This is a genomic window from Actinomadura sp. 3N508 (assembly GCF_044326375.1).
Classification (GTDB): Bacteria; Actinomycetota; Actinomycetes; order Streptosporangiales; family Streptosporangiaceae; genus Spirillospora.
On record NZ_JBIRAX010000003.1, the window covers coordinates 75,819 to 95,032 of the forward strand.

Genomic DNA, 19,214 nt, shown 5'->3' on the forward strand with positions numbered 1-19,214 from the left:
CACTGCAGAGCTGTCCCACCAGCTCGGCGAGGCCACTAACTGAGATCACCTGTTTGATGCGGGTGAACCGGACTTCGACCGAGACCAGAGCCTGTGCCGTGCATGGCTGAGCGCCGCCGCTACGACGAAGGGACGAAGCGGCAGCGCCATGACCCACGCCGCAACTTCCGGGCGCAACGCACCACGCGGCCTACGGTCGCGTGAGCACCGACCTGCGCACACCCCCTTCGGTTCGAGAAGCGAACCGAGGACACGCTGGCCTCCTATCAACGCTTCGCCGCAGACCAGACCCTGAGGAGCTTGAGCTCACTCTGCGTTACGACAAGCCGAGCCATTCGACCTCAACGAATATTGCTCTTCGCCAGCAGGCCGCGTTCCGCCCCGGCGGTGACTCCAACTCGCGGCGACGCGTCGATGTGTGGCTGCCCGTGCATCACCTGCTTGAGGAACAGGTGTGGGAGCTGATCGACAACGCCGGCGTCCCCTGGCACTGGATCTACCTGTTCCTGCCCCGCCTGTCGTGCCGGTTCTGCATCGTCGCGCCCCGCGCTCAGCTCGTCGAGGCCGCCCGGCTCGACCCGCACGGCGCGCGAGAACGCGCGAAGCTGGCGGAGAGGATGGGCCACGACTTCAAGCAGGGGTTGTCTCTGTGGGAGGTGATCGCCGAGGCCGAGGCCCTCGGCCCCGTCTCGACCGGCCAGTTGGCGCCCGCGGAAGTGGCAACCCTGGAGAGCATGCGGGCCGCAGGAGGTTCGGCGTGACCACGCTGGAGCTTCCGGGCATCGCCGTCCCTGCGGCCGCCTCTCGCCTCGAAGACAGCTGGGATGGCTGGTGGGTGATCTCCTACGGGCTCGGGGTCGACAGCACCGCGATATTGCTGCGGCTCTGCCAGATGCTCGACGAGGTCGGCGGCGACCGGCGGAGCATCACCGCACCCGACGGGGCCGGCGAGCTGCCGACGCTGCCCGCCGGGCTGACGCTGGACCGCCTTGTGGTCGTCACCGCCATGACCGGCAGCGAGTGGCCGGTGCACCGCGAGCTGGTCGAGAAGCATGTGTTGCCGCGGCTGGCACGGCACGGCATCCGGTATGTCCAGGTTGCCCGCACAGGTCCACGGAAGGGCCACGGGATCACGGTCCTGGACGACTCTCGGGCACCGTCACGGCTGTATGTGGACGGCGCGTACCGGCTCTTCGACGAGATGGTGACGGCGGGCACGATCCCGCAGCTCGGCGGCGTCCGCAAATGCAGCCAAAAGGCTAAGGGGGTCCCGGCCGACGAGGTGATCGCGCTCGTGACCGGCGGTGCTCCGTACCGACAGATCATGGGGTTCGAGGCCGGTGAACAGTCCAGGTGCGTGAAGGACACCGCCGCCAACAGCCCGCTGCGGACCGGGGTGTATCCGCTGGCGGCGTGGGGCTGGACGAGGGAGATGTGCGAGCTGTACATCCACGCCGAGACCGGCGTGTGGTGGGAAAAGTCGGCGTGCACATTCTGCGTATACGCGCTGGCAAACAAGGAGGGGCGGGGCCGGGTGCTGGGTGGGTTCGCCGCCGCCCCGGCGCTGGCGTGGGAGCCGCTGCTGATGGAGACGGTCGCCGAGGGGCTGAACCCGTCGCAGACGCTGATGGCGGGCCGGGCCCTGTACGACTTGATGGCCTCGACGCCGGGGCAGGAGGAGGCGCTGCGGCTGTTCGAGGAACGCGTCCAGGCGGGGCGGTGGGCCGTGGTAGAGGTGCGGCGCGTGGTCACGGGGCCGGGCCGCGCTGCTCGGGCGATCACGGTGCTGAGTGAGGGCGCCCGCGGCGAGTGCATGGCGGATCTGGCGGCGCTCGCGGACCGGGCGGGGAGGCCGGTCGAGACGGCGGGGCGGCATTCGCGGGTGTGGCTGCGGCGCCGCGCTGAGGGCGTGTTCCCGACCGTGGAGCAGCTGGCCGTGGTGGTGCCGGCGACGGTGGCGGACAAGGTGGGTCCGCAGTTCACCAAGGCGTGGGAGAGGGCCACCGCCGCGCCCATGCAGGGGCCGGTGCAGACGCTGCTGGAGCTGGACTGCTGAACACGGGCCGGCATCTCTCTGTGACCCAACTCCATTTGACTTGACATGATTATTGGATTGCCATACTGTTGATGTGTGCCCAGGAAACATCCCAGGCACCCACCACATTTAGGGGCGGGGGCCCCTGAAGACAGAAAGGCACAGCCATCAGCGACGATAACTCCGGACTGATGGGGTGGCCGCCCACCTTCCGAGAGGAGCACCGATGCAACCCCCCAAGCAATCCCCAATCATTTTGGTACGCCAGACCGGCACCGATGGCCGCGAGCGCGTTTACCTCACCCGGCACAGGGCTGCCGAATGGAGCGCTGACGGCGTCCGCATCACCCACACCACCCTGGCTGAGGTCGACACGATGACCGAGGCAGAGCACCTGCTCCTCAATGAACTCGGCGGCGAGCACGGCCCGGACAACTGCGGGCAATGCTGGCGAGAAAGCCACGAGGCCGGCTGAGCCGGGGCCGCGCTGGTTCAGGTGGGCCCACACTCACCAACAACTCTGGGCAGCTGCCCCACTCTCCCAAGAAGGCTTCGATGGAGGCACCTTGACCACGGTCCGTGGCCACAGACAGCGCCCCATATCCCGCGCCGAGGAGTACCTCGCGCTGCGCAACGCGGAGCGCTCCCTCGCCGCAGGGACCCGCCAGCACGAGGAAGAGGTGGCGCGCGGGACCATCCTGGTGCGGCCAGGCACGGGCAGGGTGGTTCGCCTGGCCCTGCGGAACCGTTCCGGTCAACGCGTTGTGGCCGGCTACGCCAGCGGAATGGACGGGAACCTGACCCTGGCGCGTGCGCTCGCCGCAGCCCTGCATCAGGCTCCGAAGGGTCTTACCTGGGATGCTCCCGCCTTCGGCCCGGAGGGGGTCGGCCACGTGATGCAGATGCGGCGCAATCAACGGTGCCCGCAGCCGCGGGCTGACGGGTCGATCCGCTTGGGGGTCCCTGGCGGGGCCGCGGTTGTCGACCGGCACAGCATCACGGCCACCACCGACACGGGGGTGCGGGTGCGGTTCGCGTTGGAAGGCCTCTGGACGACCTTCGGCGTTGCCCGGGTCGCTGATGCGATGCTCCGTGACCTCGCGCCCGAGGCGCACCACCTGACCTACACCACCGAGCCCCGCGGCTGGCATTTGAACGGCACCTTCGTGAGCAAGCGCGGCGGCGGGCGCTACGACGGCGCGTCCACGGCGTACTGCTCGTGCGGGTGGTTCTGCATGGAAGGCGACCGGGCGTCCGCCAGGTGGAGCGCCGCCTGGCATCGCGAGAACCCCAGCGCTTACCGGCCCGCCTGAGGCTGGTGCGCATGCCGGCCGCCAGCTCCATTGGTCTGGCCAGCCCATGCGCGCCAGGCACGGCCCCTCGTCGACCGTGAGGAAACGAGATAGCAATGAGCAGCTTCCCGATCGGCTCCCTGGTAATGGCACGCCGCTGGGTACGCGGGCACCAGGAGCGTCCGCGCAAGGCGATCGTGACAGGTACGTTGGCCGGCGATGTCGTGGTGTGGTTCTACACCCTGGGCGATCCTGAGATCGGGGAGAGCGTCCAGGCGTTCCCCGCCGGAGCTCTCACGGCCTTGGAGGAGCGGCTGGAGGACCGGTCCGCTCGCGCCCTGCTCTCGCTGGAGCGGGCCGCGTCGCGTGGGCGGCTGCCCGAGGGGTTCCAATCCACAGTGCATGGCGCGCTGGTGCGGCGCCGCCGCATCGACCGGGCGGCGGAGGGCTAGTCGGGTGAGTCGTCGGCCGGGGGCGGGGCGGGCGGGCGTGGCGGCGGCTCGTCCCTCTCGTGGGCGCAGTACCTCAACCAGGCTTCGTAGTGGCTGTTCATGGTCCAGCCGCCGCCCAGCTGGTCGACGCCTCGGGCGACGCGCTCGAACAGCGCCCGGTCGGGCCGTAGCGTGGGCCGCCATTTCTTCAGGTGGCGGTCCACCCTGCTCCGCCGGTGCTGTTCTCCCATTTCACCGGGGATCGTCTCACGATCGATTGCGGGCCGTAAACGACCGGCGTAGTCTGCCTAGTGGTGGACCGTCCACCACTCTGGCGGCCGGGGATCTGCCCCCCGGAAATGACGAGGCCCTCACCGCATATGGCCTAGGAAACCTGCGGCGAGGGCCTCGACCGGCGCCGTTGCGGCGTCGGCCAGGCCAAGCCTTCCGACGAAAGGCGTGACCCATGGGTGAGAGTACTCGCCGCAGCAGGGCCAGCGGGCCCGTGAGCCAGCCCGCCCCGGACCCGACCCGGCTCCGGACCGCGCAGCGGTAGGAGTTCCGGCCCCAAGGTTCGGGGCGATGACCGTCTACGCCGTCGCCGTCGCCGTCGCTGGCATCGGCACTTTCGGCGACCCGTGCGTGGTCGCCATGGCCGCCTCCGTGTCCTGCCTGGAGGCGTGGTCGATGGCCAGGTCCGTCCCGACTCGCTAGCCCGCCTCGCCTTCTCTCGATCGCGCACCGCCCCGCCTCAGCCGCGGGTCGGCCAGTCCGCGGTCGCTCCACGTCCGGCTACAGACCCGACAGGGATCTCTCATGACGACCTCGGCAGCTGCCGTGCCCGAACCGACCCGGTCCGCCTCGCCTGGGCGGGGCCTGGTCGGCGATGTCCAGGCGCCCCGACCCGACCCGGCGCCCTCGCTTCCCGCCCCGACCCGACCGCCCGCCGAGGCGCCCCCGGTCGGCCGTCCCGCCCCGGCGATCAAGCCGCCCCGACCCGCCCCGGATGGCCCCGACCGGCGGAGCGAGCCGGGGCGGGTCCGCCCCGACCTGGACCGGCGGGACTGGGTGGTCGACCTCGGAATCGCAGTCGGGGGTCTGGCCGCGATCGTCGCGTCCTTCACCTCGCTGCGGCATCTGGGCGCCTACACCGGCTGGGGTCGCCTCGACTGGCTCTTGCCGACCACGCTGGACACGTTCGTGATCACCACGACGCGGGTGTGGCAGTCCCGTCGGACCAAGTCGGCGAAGGTCCGCCGGTTCGCGGCGGGCAACGCCATCTGCGCTATCGGGTTGTCGCTGGCGGGCAACGCTGTCTACCACGCGATCCACGCCGGCGCCTGGGAGCCGGGCCAGCACATGTGGCTGCTGGTCGTGCTGGTCTCCAGCATTCCCCCGATCGCGATCGGGCTGATCTCGCACCTGGCGGTGCTGCGCAGCCGCGACGACGAGTTCGCAGCCGAAGAGGCGAGGGAGGCGGCCGGCCTCGCCCCCGCCCCGACCTCGCCCCACCCCGCCGCGCCCCGCCCCGCCTCAACCCGCCCGGCCGAGTCTGCTCCGATGGTCCCCGCCCCGGCTGCAGCACCCGACCCGACCCCGGCGTCCGCCCCCGCCCCTGACCCGACCGGCCCTCCCCAGAGCGCCGCGCCGCACGCCGCTTCGGGCGAGCCGACCTCGACTCACCCGACCGACTCCGCGCAGGCCGAGCAGGCCAGTCGGAAGCGGCCCGCCCCCGCCCCGACCGGGATGGGCGAGGACGACCCGCTTCTGCCCGACGCCCAGGCATACGCCGCCGAGCACTTCGAGCGGACGGGCCGCAAGATCGGGGCGGAGCCGCTCGCGACGCACTTCGGGATCGGGACCCGTCGGTCCCGGCTCCTGCGCGACGCCGTCCACGGCCTCCATGAGGTCGACCGTGGGGCCGACTCGTGACCGCCCGGCGGATGCTGCTGACCCTCAAGCGGCGCGGAGAGCGGGTCGGGGACCCGGTGACGGTCGTGGCCGACCCCGACGACTCCACCTGGATACATGACCACCTGGTCACTTTCGTGGATAGGGAAGGGTTCCCCGCCGCCCAGGTCGGCGAGTTCACCCTGACCATCGACGACGCGCCGCGCGGCCTGCCGATCACCTTCGCCGCAACCGTCAGGCCCCGATGATGGCCCGCCTCAAACGCCGGGACCTGGTCCCCTACCGCCGCGACGACATGTACATGGCCCGGATCCGCGAGGCCACGACCTGGTCAAGCCGCCTCAGCCACGCCGTCGACTACCTGAAGGCCGCGCTCCAGGCCCACCCCGACCAGGCCGAGGAGGCCGCCGACGAGGCTGCGGCCGGCCTCGCTGACCTCGCACGAAGCATCAGTTTCGGAGACCGCAAATGACCACGCACAGTGACGCCAGGCAGGGTGCGGAGGAAGAGCAAGAGCAAGAGGCAATGCCCTTCGTCCCCGTGCAGAAGGACCCCAACGCGCAGGCGCGACGTGCGTGCGTGCGCGCGCGAGAGGACGCTACCACGGACCCCGACACCGAGCGTGACGGCGAGAGCGGCACGGCAGCGCCGCGGTGGGCCGCGAGCACCGCCCGGACGCTGGCCAATCAGCCGCCGCTGACGACCGCGCCGCCCACCGTGAAGGCCATGTCCGACCGTGTCAGCGAACGCGTCGACGAACGCGCCGCGCCGCTGCCACGGCTGGCGGCCTGGCTCGGCTGGTACCTGGCGTGCGCGGTCTGCTGCGTCGCGCTCGCCCCCGCCTACCTCGCGCACCTGCCGTATGGGGGACGCCCACTGGTGTCCCTCGCAGACCTCGCCCGCCGCGTCCACCAGGCGGCGGCCCGGCAGCCGACCGGCGCGGCAGCCGCCGCCTACTACACAGTCGGCGCCGCATGCGTCACCGTCTGCGCCGCCGCCTACGCCGTGGTGTACGCCGTCCAGTACCCCGCCCTGCTGGTGCTCGTCGGGTTCTGCGGCGGCATCGCCTGGCTCACCACCCTCTGACCTCGAAGGAACCGAAATGTCTGGACTCGTCGCCGTCGGCACGACCGCGGGGACCGCGACCGCCGGCGCGATGGCCTACTCCATCCGGTGGGCTTTGACCCAGAAGAGGATCCTGCCGACCGTCCGGCTGGTGATGATGCTTGCGGTCGGGGCGTGCGCGTCGGTCGCGTTCGGCACCTGGATCGTGCAGGGATTCGCGCTGCTCCGCCGGTTCGGCTCGGACAACCTGTCGGAGGGCACCGCCGGCCTCATCATCGCGATCCCGGCGGTGGCCGTCTTGATCACCGGCATCTTCACCGTGCACAGCCTCCACCCGAAGAACAAGCCGCAGCCTCGCGACGAATGGGCGGCGTTCATCCTGCCGCTGGCGTTCGTCGTCGGGATCGGCGGCGCGTTGGGCGCGGTGGGGGACAGCCTCGTCGACGGCACCAGCGACATGGCCGTGAACACCGCCGCGTACCTGGTCGGCGGGACGGGCCGCTGATGGACCCGGTGACCGCCGTCGTGATCGGGGTCGCGTTCGCGGCATGGCTGGCGTGGCGCGCCTACGACCACTCCGAGGAGTGGGTCAAGACCGCGCGGCGATGGCGCAAGCAGATGACCGGCGACGGGTACGCCACCTGGGCCCGCAAGCACGACGGTGAGTCCGCGGAGGTGCTGCTGTCGGCCGTCGCGACCATGTCGTGGCAGGTGACCCGCGCGGCGCGCGCGGCCAGGTCGTTCGCCGGTCGCCGCGCCGCTCGACCCGACCCCGCTCCCTCCGCCGGCACCGGCGGGCGGGAGCGGGCGGGAGACGCCGACTCGGCAGAGCCCGGCACCAGACGGGACGAACAACCCGACCACCGGGACCCCGCCCCCGAACCGGCCGCGCCCGAACCAGCCGAGGCGCCCCGCGAAGGACCAGGTCCCGACCCGGCACACGAACCAGTACCCGCCCCCCCGAGCCAGCCCGCGCCCGTCCCGAACCCCGCACCACATGGAGCCCCGATGACCGTGACCAATCACCCGAAGCGCGGCGGCGAGATCGTCGGCCTCCGCGCCGTCCTGGCCGGCTGGAACCGGCTGATCACGTCGGGCGACAACGACCGCGAGCAGGCCGTGCAGGCCGCGGCGTCGATGCGTAAGCTCGCCGACTCCTCCGAGGCGCACTGCCAGCAGATCAACGCGACGCTGACGAACCTCGGGCAGCTGGAGGCCGCGTGCTACGCACACAGCCTGGAACCTGCCGCGCTGGCACACGTGCACCAGGCCATGGTGGCCGCCAACGCCGCGCTCAACGCCCAACGCCGCGCCCACAACGACATCGCCGCCGCCGCCTCCAGCCTCCGCACCGCCGCATCCGCGCACGCCGCAGCGGTCGCGGCCTACCGCGCGGCGCTGACCTACCTCAACCGCACCCACCGGCCCAAGGCCGAAGTCGAGGCCTCGACGGGGGCGCGCTCCGACCGCAACTTCAGCACCAGCTGAACCCGCACCAGGAACCGAACGGGGGATGTGTCATGGCCAGGCGGACCAGGCGGACGCTCGCGCAGATGCAGGAAGAGCTGGAGGAGATGCGCGCCCGGATCGACGCGCACGCCCAAGCGCCGCCCTCGTCCGTGCCGCGCGAGGGGCCCGAAGCCCGTGGCCTCGGCGGCCACCGTCCCCGCAAGTTCACCCGACGCCCGTACCGGCACCGTAAGCACCTTGCGCCGCTGGCCCTGATGGGCGGTCTGCACGCGGCCGCGGCGGCCGCCCACGCCACCGCGGCCGCGCCGCCGCTCGTCGCCGGCGTCACCGCGGGCACCGGCCTGTTGTGGTGGGGGCTGCGCGGACGGCACCGCCTCACCCGTACGCCTGAGCAGCTGTACGGCGCGTCCGCGTGGACCGCCGCCGCCGGGTGGGCGGCGACCGCGGCCGGCACCGGCGTTACGGCTGTTGACGGTGCCCTGTGGACCGCAGGCGCGGCGTTGGCCGTCCCGTGGTGGGTGCATCACCGCGTGCGGCCCCGCCCGGCACGCCCAGACGACGACACGGCCGCCGTGAGCTGGCAGCAGGAGATCCGGCAGGTGTGGGCGGCGCGGGTCTCACGCCCGCAAGGGCCACTGCCCGCCTCGCGGCTCCTGGAGCTCCAGGAGATCCCCGGCGGGTGGCGCGCGGTCATCGAACTCGACGATGGGACCTCGGATGCGGCGCAGGCGCGGGTGAAGGAGATCGGGGCCCGGCTGAAGCTTCGCGCCGACCAGCTCTCGATCGAGCCGCACCCTCGGGGGTTGCATCTGGCGGTCATCCTCGTCCAGCCCGACAACCCCCTGACGGAGGTCCGCCACTGGGACGGTCCCACGCTGGACGTCGGAACGGGTGTCTCGCGGATCGGGATCTACGCCGACCTGGCGGGAGTCCCGTACCGGCACTGGAGGCGCGGCCACGGTCCCGTCCACACCCTCATCGCCGGGACCACCGACGCCGGCAAATCCGCGTTGGTGAAGATGCTGCTCGCCGAGGAACGTCACTGTGGCCTCGTGGTGTCGTGGCTGGTCGACCCGCAGCGCGGCCAGTCCTACTCGGGGTGGAAGAAGTCCGTTCACCGGTTCGCCGGCACCGTCGCGGAGGCGCGGCGGCTGCTGTTCGAGGCGCGGGCCCGCATGTACGCCCGCAACGAGCTGCTGTCGACGTTGGAGTGGGTGGACGAGCGGGGCCGCCGGATCGAGGGCGTGGAGGACTTCACGCCTGGCGACCCCAGGCACGGGCTGCCGCTGATCGCGATCACGATCGACGAGGCGCAGGTGATCCTCGCCGACGACATCTGCTGCGGCCTGGTCGAGGAGATCATCGCGATGTCCCGCAAGTGCGGGATCAAGGTCCGGCTCCTCACCCAGGTGCCGCTGCAGGGGTCGCTGGGCGACTCTCAGCAGATCAAGGACGCCGTCGCGTCGGGCAACGTGATCGTGCTCCGGACCGCCAACCCGCTTTCGGGTGGGGCGGCGTTCAACGGGGCGATGCCCGTCGACCCGGTGCTGCTGCCGAAGGAGTGGCCGGACGGGACGTCGACGTCCGGGCTCGGGTTCGTGTTCGCTCCGGGCGCGGACCGTCCCACCACGATGCGGACGTTGCTGCCGGTCGACGCCTACGGCTGGTCTCAGGTGGGCGAGCCAGCGGCCGCCGACGACGTGGTGGGGGAGATCCCCTCGCTCGACGACAACGGCGTGCCCGTCCCGCCGCCGCTCGACGACGACGCCCCGACCGCTCCGGCGGCGGCGCAGGCGGACACCAAACCACTAGCGCGGGACCGGGTCCTGGCGCTGTTCGCCGACGGCGCGTCCCGCACGGCGATCGAGGTCAAGAAGCACTTCTACGGGCTGCCCGAGGCTGATCAGATCGCCGGCCGCACGGTCGTGCTCGCTCTGCAGCAGCTCACCGAGGCCGAGCTCCTGGACCACCAGGAGCGCGGCCCGTACCGGATCAGCAACGCCGGGCGTGAGGCGTTGGAGCCCCGAATGGCCACCGCCTGACCACCGAACCAACCAAGGAGAGAACGACAATGATCACCAACACCAGTGCGAGTGTTTCCGGCCAGCGTCCGGCGCCCCGTCCGCGCCCGCCTGTTCGCACCGTCCAGCCGACGGCGGCGTGGGACGACGTCGACCGCACCCTGCTGTCCACGCTCACGGGGACTGCGCTGACGGCCGAGAAGATCGCGGCGGCCACCAGTTGGACGCCGAGCCTGGTGAAGAGCCAGCTGATCGCCTTCACCCGACGCGGGCTGGTGGTCAAGGACGGGCAGACCGGCCGGTACGAGCTGACGTTCGCCGGCCGCAACCGCCTCGCCGCACTCACCGCTCGTCGCGGCTAACCCAAAGAAGGAGAGCACCTTATGCCCGCACCACAGGCGGCAGCCGCAACGCGGCGAGGGACACGCCCCTACAACGCCGACGCTGCCCGGACCTGGACCACCGACAAGACCACGGTGGCGACGGTCGTCGATGGGATCGGCAACAGCGCCGAGGTCGCGGCCAGCTCGCGTCTGCTGGCCGGCGTCATCGCCAGGGTCGCCGCACACCGCGGCGGCCTGGCCGCCCTTTTGACGGCCGCTGACCTTCTCAGGGCACCCGCAGTCGATGGCGAGAACCCCGACGCGGTCGCCGTCGCCGCCGTGGCGCACGACGACGTCACGGCGGTCCACTGGATCGGCGACGCCCGCGCCTACGGCTGGGACGGCCGACGTCTGCGGCGGTACACCACCGATCAGACGGTCGGTGAGCAGCTCCGCCGGAACGGGGCCCCGTGGGACCTCGCGGCAGACCACGACAACTGGGTCCGCGCGACGTTGCGCACCGCGGTCATCGCCGCCGTCTACGACGTGGAGATACCCGCCGATGAGACGGTGCTCCTGGTCAGCGACGGCGTCCCCGATGGCGTGCCCCACGACGAGCTGGAGGCCCTGTTGCGACGGTACGACGAGCCCCAGGACGAGGACGGCGAAGCCGTTGGCCTTCCGGCGCTGGCTCGCGGGATCATCGCCGCCGCTCGCGAGGACGAGACGGGGTATCGGGACGACGCGACCGTGGTCGTCCTGCGTCCGGCCGCTGCCCGTGGCGCTGTCCTACGCGACCGCCCCACCCGATAGGTGACTCGACAGAATGCCAATTCCCATCAGCTACATGATCGTTTCGGGGTGTCCGTGATGCCCGGAACACTCCCCCGCGGCTCCGCCGAGCCGCGGCCGCTCGTGCGGGCCCGCCGGGTTCGTCCTCGACACGCCCCCGGACCCGTGCCCGGCGGCGACCTACATCGACTCGCTGGACTCCGCCGCCTCGCGGCACACGATGCGCAAGCGCCTCGCCCGCATCGGCACGCTGATGGTGACCGTCCCGGAGGGTGAGGCCGCTCCCCCCACCGGAACGGCTCGCGTGGTGGCGGCTGCGGTTCGAGCACACCCAGGCGATCCGCGCCGCGCTCCGCGAGGAGACCACCCCGAAGGGCGAGCGCTGGTCGCCGGCGTACGTCAACCAGCATCTGGTGGCGCTGCGGTGCGTCCTCCGGTTCTCGCGCCGCCACCAGCTCATGACCGCCGACGACTTCGAGGCCGCCGCCGACGTCGCACCCGTGCGCGGGCACCGCGAGCAGACGGGCCGCGCCGTCGGCGAGGACGAGATCGACAAGATCCTCCGCGCGTGCCTCACCGACGACGACAACCCCGCGCGGGGAATCCGGGACGCGGCGCTGATCGCGCTGATGCACGCGACCGGCATCCGCCGTGAGGAGGCCGTCCAGGCCCTCCGCGCCCACTACGACGCCGCGCTGCGGACGCTGCGGATCGTCGGGAAGGGCAACAAGGAACGCACCGTCTACGTGCACCGCCGCGCGGCCGAGTGGATCAACGCCTGGCTCGCGCTGCTGCCGGCGAAACCCGGCCCGCTGTTCCGGCCCGTGCACTGGTCCGGCAACGTCCAGGCGCGGGCGCTCAAGCCCAGCTCGGTGAACTACATCATCACCGTCCGGTGCGCGGAAGCGCGCGTCGCGGTCTTCACGCCGCACGACCTGCGCCGGACGTTCATCTCCGGCTACCTCGCGGTCGGCGGCGACATCGTGCTGGCGCAGCGTCAGGCCGGGCACGCCAGCGTCGCGACCACCGCGGGCTACGACCGCCGATCGGACGCCGTTCTGCAGGAGACCGTCGAGCTGCTGTACCTCCCGACCCCGGCGGACGTCCACGCGCTCGCCGCCTAACCCGACAACGCCCCGCGAGAGGCCACCTCTCCCCCGACAATGGCGCTACGGCGCCTCAGAACAACCGAAGGACGATCATGAGCACCTTTATCTACCTGCGCGTCGCGGACGGCGCGAACAGCGACCTGAACTCCGCCGAGGAGGCGTGCCGCGAGTTCGCGGCCCGGCGCGGCTGGGAGGTCACCGACACCTACCGCGACATCACCGGTGGCATGGACAACGACCGTTCCGGCTACGTCCGGCTGAAGGAGGCCATCGCGGCTGGTGAGGCCGCCAGGGTGATCACGACGTCGCCGCAGATGCTGACCCGCGACTACGCCGAAGGCCGGCGCCTGGCGCGCCTCGCCGACGAGCACGGCGCCAAGCTGTACGGGGTGTGGGGCGACTTCTCGCTGATGGGCGCGGACCTGGCCGAGACGGACGCTGCGATGGCCGGCCGGACGGCCGTGCCGCACGTCGACGAACCCGGCGACGAGCGCGTCGAGGTGCGGGTGATGCTGACGTTCGACACCGACGCCGAGCTGGTGTTCGGCAACCGCACACCACAGAACCCGCTCCGGGTGCCCGCCGTCGACATCGTCCGTGACACCGGCATTCCGTTCACCGAGCTGCCCGGCGCGCGGCTCACTGCGGTGGTCACCGAGGACCCCGAGCACGGGCAGCGGGTCACCGCCTACCGGCGCGCCTGACCGCTCTCCCGTCGACCGTGTTCGCGCGGCCCGTCGCCCGTTGTTGCGGATGGCGGGCCGTTTCGCGTGCCAGCTCAGCCTCCGCAGAAGGTCAGCGGTCGGCTGGGATTCAGGGGCTTGCGATCGGCGGAACAGGTCTATCCCAGATGAGGTACTGGAGAGTCACCTCGTCACCCTCATCGACCACCTGAACTCCGGCAACATGGCCGTCCGATGTGGCAAGGCAAAGCCACGTGTTAAATGTGTCCATCTTTGACTGTGAATCACGAGCTAGATGGTCGGCGCACGTGCTTGGGGTCACCGCTCCATCAGCTCTGGCGATCCTCCCGGCGGAGGCCGAGAGGTAGCCAACAACCTCAACGCTGTAGGCCAAATCTGGGCGTTCGACGCTGGCGCCTACCTTCCCGGTTGAAAGACTGGCCTGATGGCCATCTCGAATTGAGATCGTCCCCTGACGGAGCACCCGTGGGTTCTCGGGAACGGGCGAACTCGGAGTCTGCGTCGGCACGTCCACGGCAGGAGAAGCACCGGCAGATGACGTGGACGGCGAAGCCGCCACATTTTCCTTACCTTCCGGCCCAGGCGATCCGGTACACCCTTGAAGGAGGGCAAACCCCCCGGACAAGATCGTGATCACAGCGCCGCCAGCAGCGAGAACGTTCGTCACAGAAACCCGACGAACATTGCTTGCCTCGGACGACTCGGTGTCACTTGACCTGGGCTCGACCATCGCACCCGCCCTCCATCGTAAGACTCACATGGCTCCCACTCTAAGACATCCGACCTGTCTCCCATGGGACTTCTAGGCATTTCGAATTGGTTCACACTAACGGTTCATTCTGACGCCCGGGCTTCCTTGTTAGGGACATCAGTCTTGCTCGAATTCCTGTGTCCAAAAGTGCGTCGCGGCCATGAGTGCCGGATGCCCGAGGTCCTCGGCCACAAGGGCCGGGACGGCGGTCGCTTTCACTGTGTGCCGCCCCCGACGACGGTCGAGGCGTGGGAGTGGGCGGCAGTCGCTCCTCGGCGGCGGTGATGGTGAAGTCGCCAGGGATCAGACCGTCGCGGACGTCGCCAGGCGCAGCGGTGCGGCCGGCCGCGATCACCGGCCCGCTCAAGGGAGCGACGGTGCGCGGGGCCACGCGCAGGGGTGTCGGCCTGGTGCCGGACGCCGCCACGGCGACGCTTCAGCTGAGGCCCGGCAAGGTGGTGGGGATGCGGTATTGGCCGGTGCGCAGCCACTCGACCGGCCGCACGGTCTTGGGGGTGCGAGGCGAAGCCGGGCGGTTGGGACAGCAGCACAGGCCGGGTCGCGCGGTCCGGGCCAGAGCCGCCCCGGTCGTCGCCGTGATCTTGGTAGCCACGACGATGGTCTCGTCCTGGACGTCCGGGGGCGCCCACAAGATGGGCTCGTTGATCAGCCCGCCACGGAAGCCCGGCCTCATATCGAGCGCCCTGCAAGCCCCGCGCAGGTCGTCGCGCACGGAAACGCCGTCGTCCATCGGGATCAGGCCGTCACCGCCCAGGGGGTGATGCGCGCCCACGACCGTGCGCGCCGTCAGCGTCGCGCGCTGGCCTCTCCTACTCGGCGTCTCAACAGGTGGTCGCAGCTGCCCGTTCCAGCGCGGCCGGACGGACACGCTGAGCGCCCCGGCCCGTCTGCTTGACGGGCCGGGGCTCCTGGTTGATCGGTCTCAGCTCAGGGCGAGGGCACCTGACTTGGCCTCGGCCGCGAACGCCTCCCACGCGGCCGGACCGAACACCAATTTGGGCCCGTCCGGATCTTGGAATCCCGGACGGTCACCGCCGCCGCCAGATCCGCCACATCGACGTACGCATACCCGGTGTCCGCACTACGACAGCATCTCGGACAGCAACCAAGAAACTGTTGCGTTACGTCATAGTTTTCGGTAGAGTTTGTGTTGTCGGAACGGAGCGGGAGTGACAGCCCCCCGGACCGGCGGGCCCCGGAGCTTGCCGGGTAACCCTTGACAACTCCAGAGAGGAATTCCCAGGTGGAAGACGAATTCGCGGGTAAGTCGCGCGAGTACTACCTGGCCAGGACGACACTCGTGTGGGAGATGCTGCGGGAGCTGTTCTCGCTGCTTCCGATCGTCGTCGGGCTGCCCGACCTCCGGGCCGACGACTCCGAGAGCGTCGGCGAGGCGGTCGACGCGGTCCACCATGCGCGGGAAGAGCTGCTTCCCCTCCAGGGCATCCCGGCCATTACGGAGTCCCTGATCGCCGAGGGGGCGCTGGAGATGCTCCACGCCCTCCTGATGGTCACGCACACCGAACAGTTCGAGCTCACCGACTGGCACGCGGAACTGTGGTTCCGCTGCCTGAAGCGAGTCGAGTTCATGTGCGGTCGTGCGATCACCTCCATCCATCTGCTGGAAAAGCAGTCGGAGATCCTCCGCACCGACGAGGAGGAGCCGCCTGAGAATCAGGAGTGACGAACGAGGCCCCCGGCGACAGCCGGGGGCCTTCTTCGTACCAGCACCGCCCTGGTCTAGCGGCTTATACGGCTATCTAGGGTCACGCTGCCCACACCAGCCGAAACAGGCGTGCGTGGACGGTCCACTGCGGCCTACAGTCGGGACACACGCGTCAGGCCCGGCGCCTGCACGGGTCGAAGCCCGTCGGTTATCTCTTGTACAGATCTCCCCCGGTGGGCGTTCCCACATCCGTGCCGGCACCAGGTCTGACGCGTTCCCATATACGGGGCAGGGGGCGGGTCGAAGCCCGTCGGTTATCGATCCCAAACTGGCCGGCCAGGTTCGAGTCCTGGCGCCGCCTCTCACGGCGGTGTGGTGTAGCGGCAGCACTCCAGTCGACAAACACCCGGCGGACATCCACACATCCGCCCCTTCCTCCCCCGCCTTCACGGCCTGGAGTCCCTCATGCGTGACCCGCTCGCATCCCTGCCCACGTTCGGCACCCCGCAGAGCCAGCCGCTCCCCGGCAGGGAGGGCGACCAGGTCCGCAACGCTGCCGGCGGCTACGTGTTCACGCTCGACGTGTGGCGGCGCCTGGAGGACTTCGTCATCCTCGGCACCGCAGGCGGCACCTTCTACGTGGACGCCACCGCGCTGACGGTCGACAACGCCGGTGTGGTCCGCGACGCGATCGCCCTCGACGGGCCCCGCGCGGTCGCGGTCGCCGAGGAGGTCTCGACCGCGCGGCCGCCGCGCGCCCCCTCCAACCGCGGTGCCCTGTTCGTGATCGCTGCGGCGTTCGCGTGGGGCGACCACGCGGCCCGGCAGGCGGCCAAGTCCGCGCTGCCTCGCGTTGCCCGCACCACCGACCACTTGGCGACGTGGTTCGGGTACTACAAGGAGCTGGGTGGAGCGTCGTCCGGCCGCGTCGGGAAACTACGGCCGCGCACGTTCCGGTCGCTGCGGACCGCACTGGCGTACCCGTTCGTCCACGAAGACGTCGAGGATCTGGCCTACCGGGCCTGCAAGGCGATGCAGCGCCGCACCCCGCAGAGCGAGGAGTTCCACCTGCGTGACGTGATGCGGATGGCGCACCCCGTCGCCAGCACCCCGCAGCGGGCAGCGCTGTTCGGCTGGATCGCCGGCAACGTCACCGACGACCAGGCCCGCGAGCTGGTCCGCCGGGTAGACGACTTCCTAACCGCGCAGGCGGTCGGTTCCGCACGGGAGGCCCGCCGCGTGATCAGCCAGCGGAATTTTCCCTGGGAGTTCCTGCCCGACCGGTGGCTGACCGAGCCGACCGTGTGGGACGCGCTGATCGACACGATCGGGGTCACGGCACTGCTCCGCAACCTCGGCCGCATGACCAGGCTCGGCACCCTCACGCCGCTCGGTGACGCCACGCGTCGTGTGTCCGCGCGGCTCACCGACGCCGACTCGCTCGCCGCCGCCCGCGTCCACCCCATGACCGCCTACCTCGTCCTCGCCGCCTACCGGGCGGGGCAGACGCCCGCCAGGCCCGGCAAGGAGCCGCAGCACTGGGTTCCGGTCACGGCGGTCTGTGACGCGCTGGAGGAGGCGTGGGAGCTGTCGTACGGGCACACCCAGCCGTCCGGGCGGCGCCTGCTGATCGCCGTGGACGCCAGCTCCTCGATGACCTGGGAGCAGGTCCTTGCAAGCGGCACGCCGGTCGGCACCACCTACCAGGTGGCGAACACGCTGGCCGCGATCATGCTGCGGATCGAGCGCGGCAACGCCCACGTGATCGAGGTGACGACCCAGATGGTGCCGTCGTCGCTGACGGCGCGCACCAGCCTGACCGAGATCCAGCGGTGGCGGCCGTTCGGCGGCGGCACCGACCTGGCCGTCCCGTTCGCCTGGGCCACGGCCGAACACGTCGAGGCCGACGGTGTCCTCGTGCTGACCGACAACGAGACCTGGGCCGGTGAGAAGCACGCGTCCCAAGCGCTCACCGAGTACCGGCGGCGGGTTTCCCCCGCCGCGCGGCTGGTCGTCGCGTCCCTGAACGCCACCGGCACGTCGATCGGCGACCCTCGCGACCCGGGCGTGGTGAACGTCGCCGGCCTCGACGCGTCCCTCCCGACGCTGGTCACCGAGTTCATGCGGCCCTGACCCGCCGATCTCCGGAGCGTCCCTCCGGCACCCGGAAAGCAACGGCCCGTCGCCGATTCCGGCCCCCTAGCGAGGAGACGGGCCGTTGCGCTGTCCCGGGCGTGTCAGGCGCGGGCCTTCGTCGGTCGTCCTTGCGTGCGGGTCCACCGGTCGTCGAACGCCGCGATCGACGCCGCGGTGTACGCCCGCCCACGGGTCAGTTCGGAGACGTGATGCGGGAACCCGAGGCTCGGCGTCGCGGCGAGGCCGGCGATGCGCTGCCGCGCGACACCGAGCATTTTCGCGGCGCCGGTGTCGTCAACGAGGTCGAGCGGGTCGGGGTGCGCTGTGAGGTGCGCCGCCTCATCCGCGCGGAGTACCTCCGCGCCGACGACCGTGGGCGTGCCGGGCCAGTTGGAGACCGCCGCGGTGACCGCGCCAGCCGCCGCTGCGGCAGCCGAGGCCAAGTCCTGAGCCTGGACCGTCGTCCGCACCGTGGCGCGGCCGTGGGCAGGGTCACGGTGTTCCAGGGTCATTCCCTCGGGCAGAGGCGGGGCGGCGGCCTGCGTGGCCGGCCCGGTGAGGGCAAGCCTCACGGTTGCGGCCCATGTGTCCATCGGGTCTCTCCTGTCGGTGTTGGTGCTGATGAGACCACCATACTTGAAAAGTATTGCGTTACGCAATGTTTTACGGTAGTGTTTGAGGTGTCGGAACGGGCGGGGGTGACAGCCCACCGGACCGGCGGGTCCCGGGATTGCCGGTGGCCCTTGACAACTCCAGAGAGGTATCGACGTGGAAGACGACCACGCCGAAAAGCGGTGGGAAGACCTGACCGACGACATGATCACCCTCTACGGGATCATCCGGGCGGTCCTGACCTACCTGCCGCTCCCGATCCAGCTTCAGCACTTCAGCAAGGAGTGGCAGCCTGAGGAAACGATCGCCGCTCTCCATGCGCTCAACCGGGCCCGCATGGAGCTGATCCCCCCGCAGGGGCTTTCCGAGCTGCACACGGAGCTGCTCCAGGCCGCGATCACGGACTGGCTCCTCGGCTACGACCTCGCCGGCTTCATCAAGCTGCACGGGGACCCTGGCGGGTGGCGGCTGGACGGGCTTGAGCACGTGATCCGGCGGGGAGAGTTCGAGGTCGGAAAGGTCGCGCTCGACCTCGGCATCGCCGACTAGCGGCCCGGGTGCCCCCGGTAACCAACCGGGGGCACCTGTCCCGTCTTCCACGTCCCGTCTTTGGGCCCCGAGAGAGAGGGACACCCCAGATGATCGTCGACCTTAGTTAGACGCCATCTCATTTGGTGAGTTGGCGGTGGTGGATCAGAGTGGCGGCGATGCCAACGAAGGCAGGAAGCGCTCGGGCGTGCGTTCGTCGCGGCGATGCAGGCGGCGGCTGTTCAGCCAGGACGACCGTTCGTTCCCTCACCCAGCGGCGCCGGCCCACGTTGGACGCCGGCCTCGCAGGGCTGATCGGCAGGCCGCCCGCCAGAACCTGACCTTGA

General features: G+C 70.7%; 23 protein-coding genes and 1 pseudogene. 20 read left to right on the forward strand and 4 right to left on the reverse strand.

Annotated elements, in window-relative coordinates:
- The first annotated feature begins 428 nt into the window (after window positions 1–428).
- The 5 genes from ACH34S_RS11475 (at window position 429) to ACH34S_RS11495 (ending at window position 3,779) form a co-directional block, all read left to right on the forward strand.
- Entirely contained in the window at window positions 429–761 is a 333-nt protein-coding gene (locus ACH34S_RS11475) for a hypothetical protein (protein ID WP_395952508.1), read from the forward strand.
- Window positions 758–2,056, forward strand: a complete 1,299-nt coding sequence (locus ACH34S_RS11480) for a hypothetical protein (protein WP_395952509.1) — start codon at window positions 758–760, stop codon at window positions 2,054–2,056. Before ACH34S_RS11475 ends, ACH34S_RS11480 begins: the two co-directional genes overlap by 4 nt.
- 205 nt (window positions 2,057–2,261) lie before the next feature.
- On the forward strand, window positions 2,262–2,510 hold the full coding sequence (locus tag ACH34S_RS11485) for a hypothetical protein (RefSeq protein WP_395952510.1): 249 nt from the start codon (window positions 2,262–2,264) through the stop codon (window positions 2,508–2,510).
- A gap of 91 nt (window positions 2,511–2,601) precedes the next feature.
- A complete protein-coding gene (locus ACH34S_RS11490; protein ID WP_395952511.1) occupies window positions 2,602–3,348 on the forward strand; it encodes a hypothetical protein in 747 nt (248 codons plus the stop codon).
- A gap of 95 nt (window positions 3,349–3,443) precedes the next feature.
- Complete coding sequence (locus ACH34S_RS11495) at window positions 3,444–3,779, forward strand: DUF6409 family protein (RefSeq protein WP_395952512.1); 336 nt, start codon at window positions 3,444–3,446, stop codon at window positions 3,777–3,779.
- Here ACH34S_RS11495 and ACH34S_RS11500 read toward each other — a convergent pair.
- Window positions 3,776–3,982, reverse strand: coding sequence for a hypothetical protein (locus ACH34S_RS11500; RefSeq protein WP_395952513.1), 207 nt, complete (start codon window positions 3,980–3,982; stop codon window positions 3,776–3,778). The two genes, ACH34S_RS11495 and ACH34S_RS11500, sit on opposite strands and share 4 nt — an antisense overlap.
- A 358-nt stretch (window positions 3,983–4,340) precedes the next feature.
- Here ACH34S_RS11500 and ACH34S_RS11505 point away from each other — a divergent pair, with 358 nt between their 5' ends.
- From ACH34S_RS11505 to ACH34S_RS11560, 12 genes are all read left to right on the forward strand, one after another.
- Complete coding sequence (locus tag ACH34S_RS11505; protein WP_395952514.1) at window positions 4,341–4,472, forward strand: hypothetical protein; 132 nt, start codon at window positions 4,341–4,343, stop codon at window positions 4,470–4,472.
- A gap of 102 nt (window positions 4,473–4,574) precedes the next feature.
- Entirely contained in the window at window positions 4,575–5,690 is a 1,116-nt protein-coding gene (locus ACH34S_RS11510; protein WP_395952515.1) for a hypothetical protein, read from the forward strand.
- Window positions 5,687–5,917, forward strand: coding sequence for a hypothetical protein (locus tag ACH34S_RS11515; protein WP_395952516.1), 231 nt, complete (start codon window positions 5,687–5,689; stop codon window positions 5,915–5,917). The genes ACH34S_RS11510 and ACH34S_RS11515 overlap by 4 nt, the downstream gene beginning before the upstream one ends.
- Window positions 5,917–6,141: a hypothetical protein gene (locus ACH34S_RS11520; protein ID WP_395952517.1), complete on the forward strand. Its 225-nt coding sequence runs from the start codon at window positions 5,917–5,919 to the stop codon at window positions 6,139–6,141. Before ACH34S_RS11515 ends, ACH34S_RS11520 begins: the two co-directional genes overlap by 1 nt.
- Window positions 6,138–6,755: a hypothetical protein gene (locus ACH34S_RS11525; protein WP_395952518.1), complete on the forward strand. Its 618-nt coding sequence runs from the start codon at window positions 6,138–6,140 to the stop codon at window positions 6,753–6,755. The genes ACH34S_RS11520 and ACH34S_RS11525 overlap by 4 nt, the downstream gene beginning before the upstream one ends.
- 16 nt (window positions 6,756–6,771) lie before the next feature.
- The gene (locus ACH34S_RS11530) at window positions 6,772–7,239 is read left to right on the forward strand and encodes a hypothetical protein (protein WP_395952519.1); all 468 of its coding nucleotides are present in this window, start codon (window positions 6,772–6,774) and stop codon (window positions 7,237–7,239) included.
- Window positions 7,239–8,222: a hypothetical protein gene (locus ACH34S_RS11535; RefSeq protein WP_395952520.1), complete on the forward strand. Its 984-nt coding sequence runs from the start codon at window positions 7,239–7,241 to the stop codon at window positions 8,220–8,222. The genes ACH34S_RS11530 and ACH34S_RS11535 overlap by 1 nt, the downstream gene beginning before the upstream one ends.
- 32 nt (window positions 8,223–8,254) lie before the next feature.
- The gene (locus ACH34S_RS11540) at window positions 8,255–10,246 is read left to right on the forward strand and encodes a hypothetical protein (RefSeq protein WP_395952521.1); all 1,992 of its coding nucleotides are present in this window, start codon (window positions 8,255–8,257) and stop codon (window positions 10,244–10,246) included.
- A gap of 29 nt (window positions 10,247–10,275) precedes the next feature.
- Window positions 10,276–10,587: a hypothetical protein gene (locus ACH34S_RS11545; protein ID WP_395952522.1), complete on the forward strand. Its 312-nt coding sequence runs from the start codon at window positions 10,276–10,278 to the stop codon at window positions 10,585–10,587.
- A 21-nt stretch (window positions 10,588–10,608) separates the two neighbouring features.
- A complete protein-coding gene (locus ACH34S_RS11550) occupies window positions 10,609–11,361 on the forward strand; it encodes a PP2C family protein-serine/threonine phosphatase (protein ID WP_395952523.1) in 753 nt (250 codons plus the stop codon).
- A gap of 251 nt (window positions 11,362–11,612) precedes the next feature.
- Complete coding sequence (locus ACH34S_RS11555) at window positions 11,613–12,464, forward strand: tyrosine-type recombinase/integrase (protein ID WP_395952524.1); 852 nt, start codon at window positions 11,613–11,615, stop codon at window positions 12,462–12,464.
- A gap of 77 nt (window positions 12,465–12,541) precedes the next feature.
- Window positions 12,542–13,153 (forward strand): recombinase family protein, encoded by a 612-nt coding sequence (locus ACH34S_RS11560; protein WP_395952525.1) that lies wholly within the window; start codon window positions 12,542–12,544, stop codon window positions 13,151–13,153.
- Window positions 13,154–14,340: 1,187 nt separating this feature from the next.
- Here ACH34S_RS11560 and ACH34S_RS11565 read toward each other — a convergent pair.
- Both ACH34S_RS11565 and ACH34S_RS11570 read right to left on the reverse strand, forming a co-directional pair.
- On the reverse strand, window positions 14,341–14,793 hold the full coding sequence (locus tag ACH34S_RS11565; RefSeq protein WP_395952526.1) for a hypothetical protein: 453 nt from the start codon (window positions 14,791–14,793) through the stop codon (window positions 14,341–14,343).
- A 54-nt stretch (window positions 14,794–14,847) separates the two neighbouring features.
- Window positions 14,848–14,934 (reverse strand): annotated as a pseudogene (locus tag ACH34S_RS11570) (hypothetical protein); the annotation flags it as partial.
- A 234-nt stretch (window positions 14,935–15,168) separates the two neighbouring features.
- Between ACH34S_RS11570 and ACH34S_RS11575 the strand changes: the two are divergent.
- Together ACH34S_RS11575 and ACH34S_RS11580 are read left to right on the forward strand one after the other, a co-directional pair.
- The gene (locus ACH34S_RS11575; protein WP_395952527.1) at window positions 15,169–15,609 is read left to right on the forward strand and encodes a hypothetical protein; all 441 of its coding nucleotides are present in this window, start codon (window positions 15,169–15,171) and stop codon (window positions 15,607–15,609) included.
- A 447-nt stretch (window positions 15,610–16,056) separates the two neighbouring features.
- Entirely contained in the window at window positions 16,057–17,724 is a 1,668-nt protein-coding gene (locus ACH34S_RS11580) for a TROVE domain-containing protein (protein ID WP_395952528.1), read from the forward strand.
- Window positions 17,725–17,828: 104 nt separating this feature from the next.
- Here ACH34S_RS11580 and ACH34S_RS11585 read toward each other — a convergent pair whose 3' ends face one another.
- Window positions 17,829–18,320 (reverse strand): hypothetical protein, encoded by a 492-nt coding sequence (locus ACH34S_RS11585; RefSeq protein WP_395952529.1) that lies wholly within the window; start codon window positions 18,318–18,320, stop codon window positions 17,829–17,831.
- A gap of 175 nt (window positions 18,321–18,495) precedes the next feature.
- Between ACH34S_RS11585 and ACH34S_RS11590 the strand changes: the two genes are divergently transcribed.
- Complete coding sequence (locus ACH34S_RS11590) at window positions 18,496–18,888, forward strand: hypothetical protein (protein WP_395952530.1); 393 nt, start codon at window positions 18,496–18,498, stop codon at window positions 18,886–18,888.
- Window positions 18,889–19,214: the final 326 nt, after the last annotated feature.

Bases quoted from the DNA above. Each gene is read 5' to 3' on its own strand.
- ACH34S_RS11485 (WP_395952510.1), top strand. From the start codon at position 2,262: ATGCAACCCCCCAAGCAATCCCCAATCATTTTGGTACGCCAGACCGGC.
- ACH34S_RS11495 (WP_395952512.1), top strand. From the start codon at position 3,444: ATGAGCAGCTTCCCGATCGGCTCCCTGGTAATGGCACGCCGCTGGGTA.
- ACH34S_RS11505 (WP_395952514.1), top strand. From the start codon at position 4,341: ATGACCGTCTACGCCGTCGCCGTCGCCGTCGCTGGCATCGGCACTTTC.
- ACH34S_RS11510 (WP_395952515.1), top strand. From the start codon at position 4,575: ATGACGACCTCGGCAGCTGCCGTGCCCGAACCGACCCGGTCCGCCTCG.
- ACH34S_RS11520 (WP_395952517.1), top strand. From the start codon at position 5,917: ATGGCCCGCCTCAAACGCCGGGACCTGGTCCCCTACCGCCGCGACGAC.
- ACH34S_RS11525 (WP_395952518.1), top strand. From the start codon at position 6,138: ATGACCACGCACAGTGACGCCAGGCAGGGTGCGGAGGAAGAGCAAGAG.
- ACH34S_RS11530 (WP_395952519.1), top strand. From the start codon at position 6,772: ATGTCTGGACTCGTCGCCGTCGGCACGACCGCGGGGACCGCGACCGCC.
- ACH34S_RS11535 (WP_395952520.1), top strand. From the start codon at position 7,239: ATGGACCCGGTGACCGCCGTCGTGATCGGGGTCGCGTTCGCGGCATGG.
- ACH34S_RS11540 (WP_395952521.1), top strand. From the start codon at position 8,255: ATGGCCAGGCGGACCAGGCGGACGCTCGCGCAGATGCAGGAAGAGCTG.
- ACH34S_RS11545 (WP_395952522.1), top strand. From the start codon at position 10,276: ATGATCACCAACACCAGTGCGAGTGTTTCCGGCCAGCGTCCGGCGCCC.
- ACH34S_RS11550 (WP_395952523.1), top strand. From the start codon at position 10,609: ATGCCCGCACCACAGGCGGCAGCCGCAACGCGGCGAGGGACACGCCCC.
- ACH34S_RS11560 (WP_395952525.1), top strand. From the start codon at position 12,542: ATGAGCACCTTTATCTACCTGCGCGTCGCGGACGGCGCGAACAGCGAC.
- ACH34S_RS11580 (WP_395952528.1), top strand. From the start codon at position 16,057: ATGCGTGACCCGCTCGCATCCCTGCCCACGTTCGGCACCCCGCAGAGC.
- ACH34S_RS11585 (WP_395952529.1), bottom strand. From the start codon at position 18,320: ATGGACACATGGGCCGCAACCGTGAGGCTTGCCCTCACCGGGCCGGCC.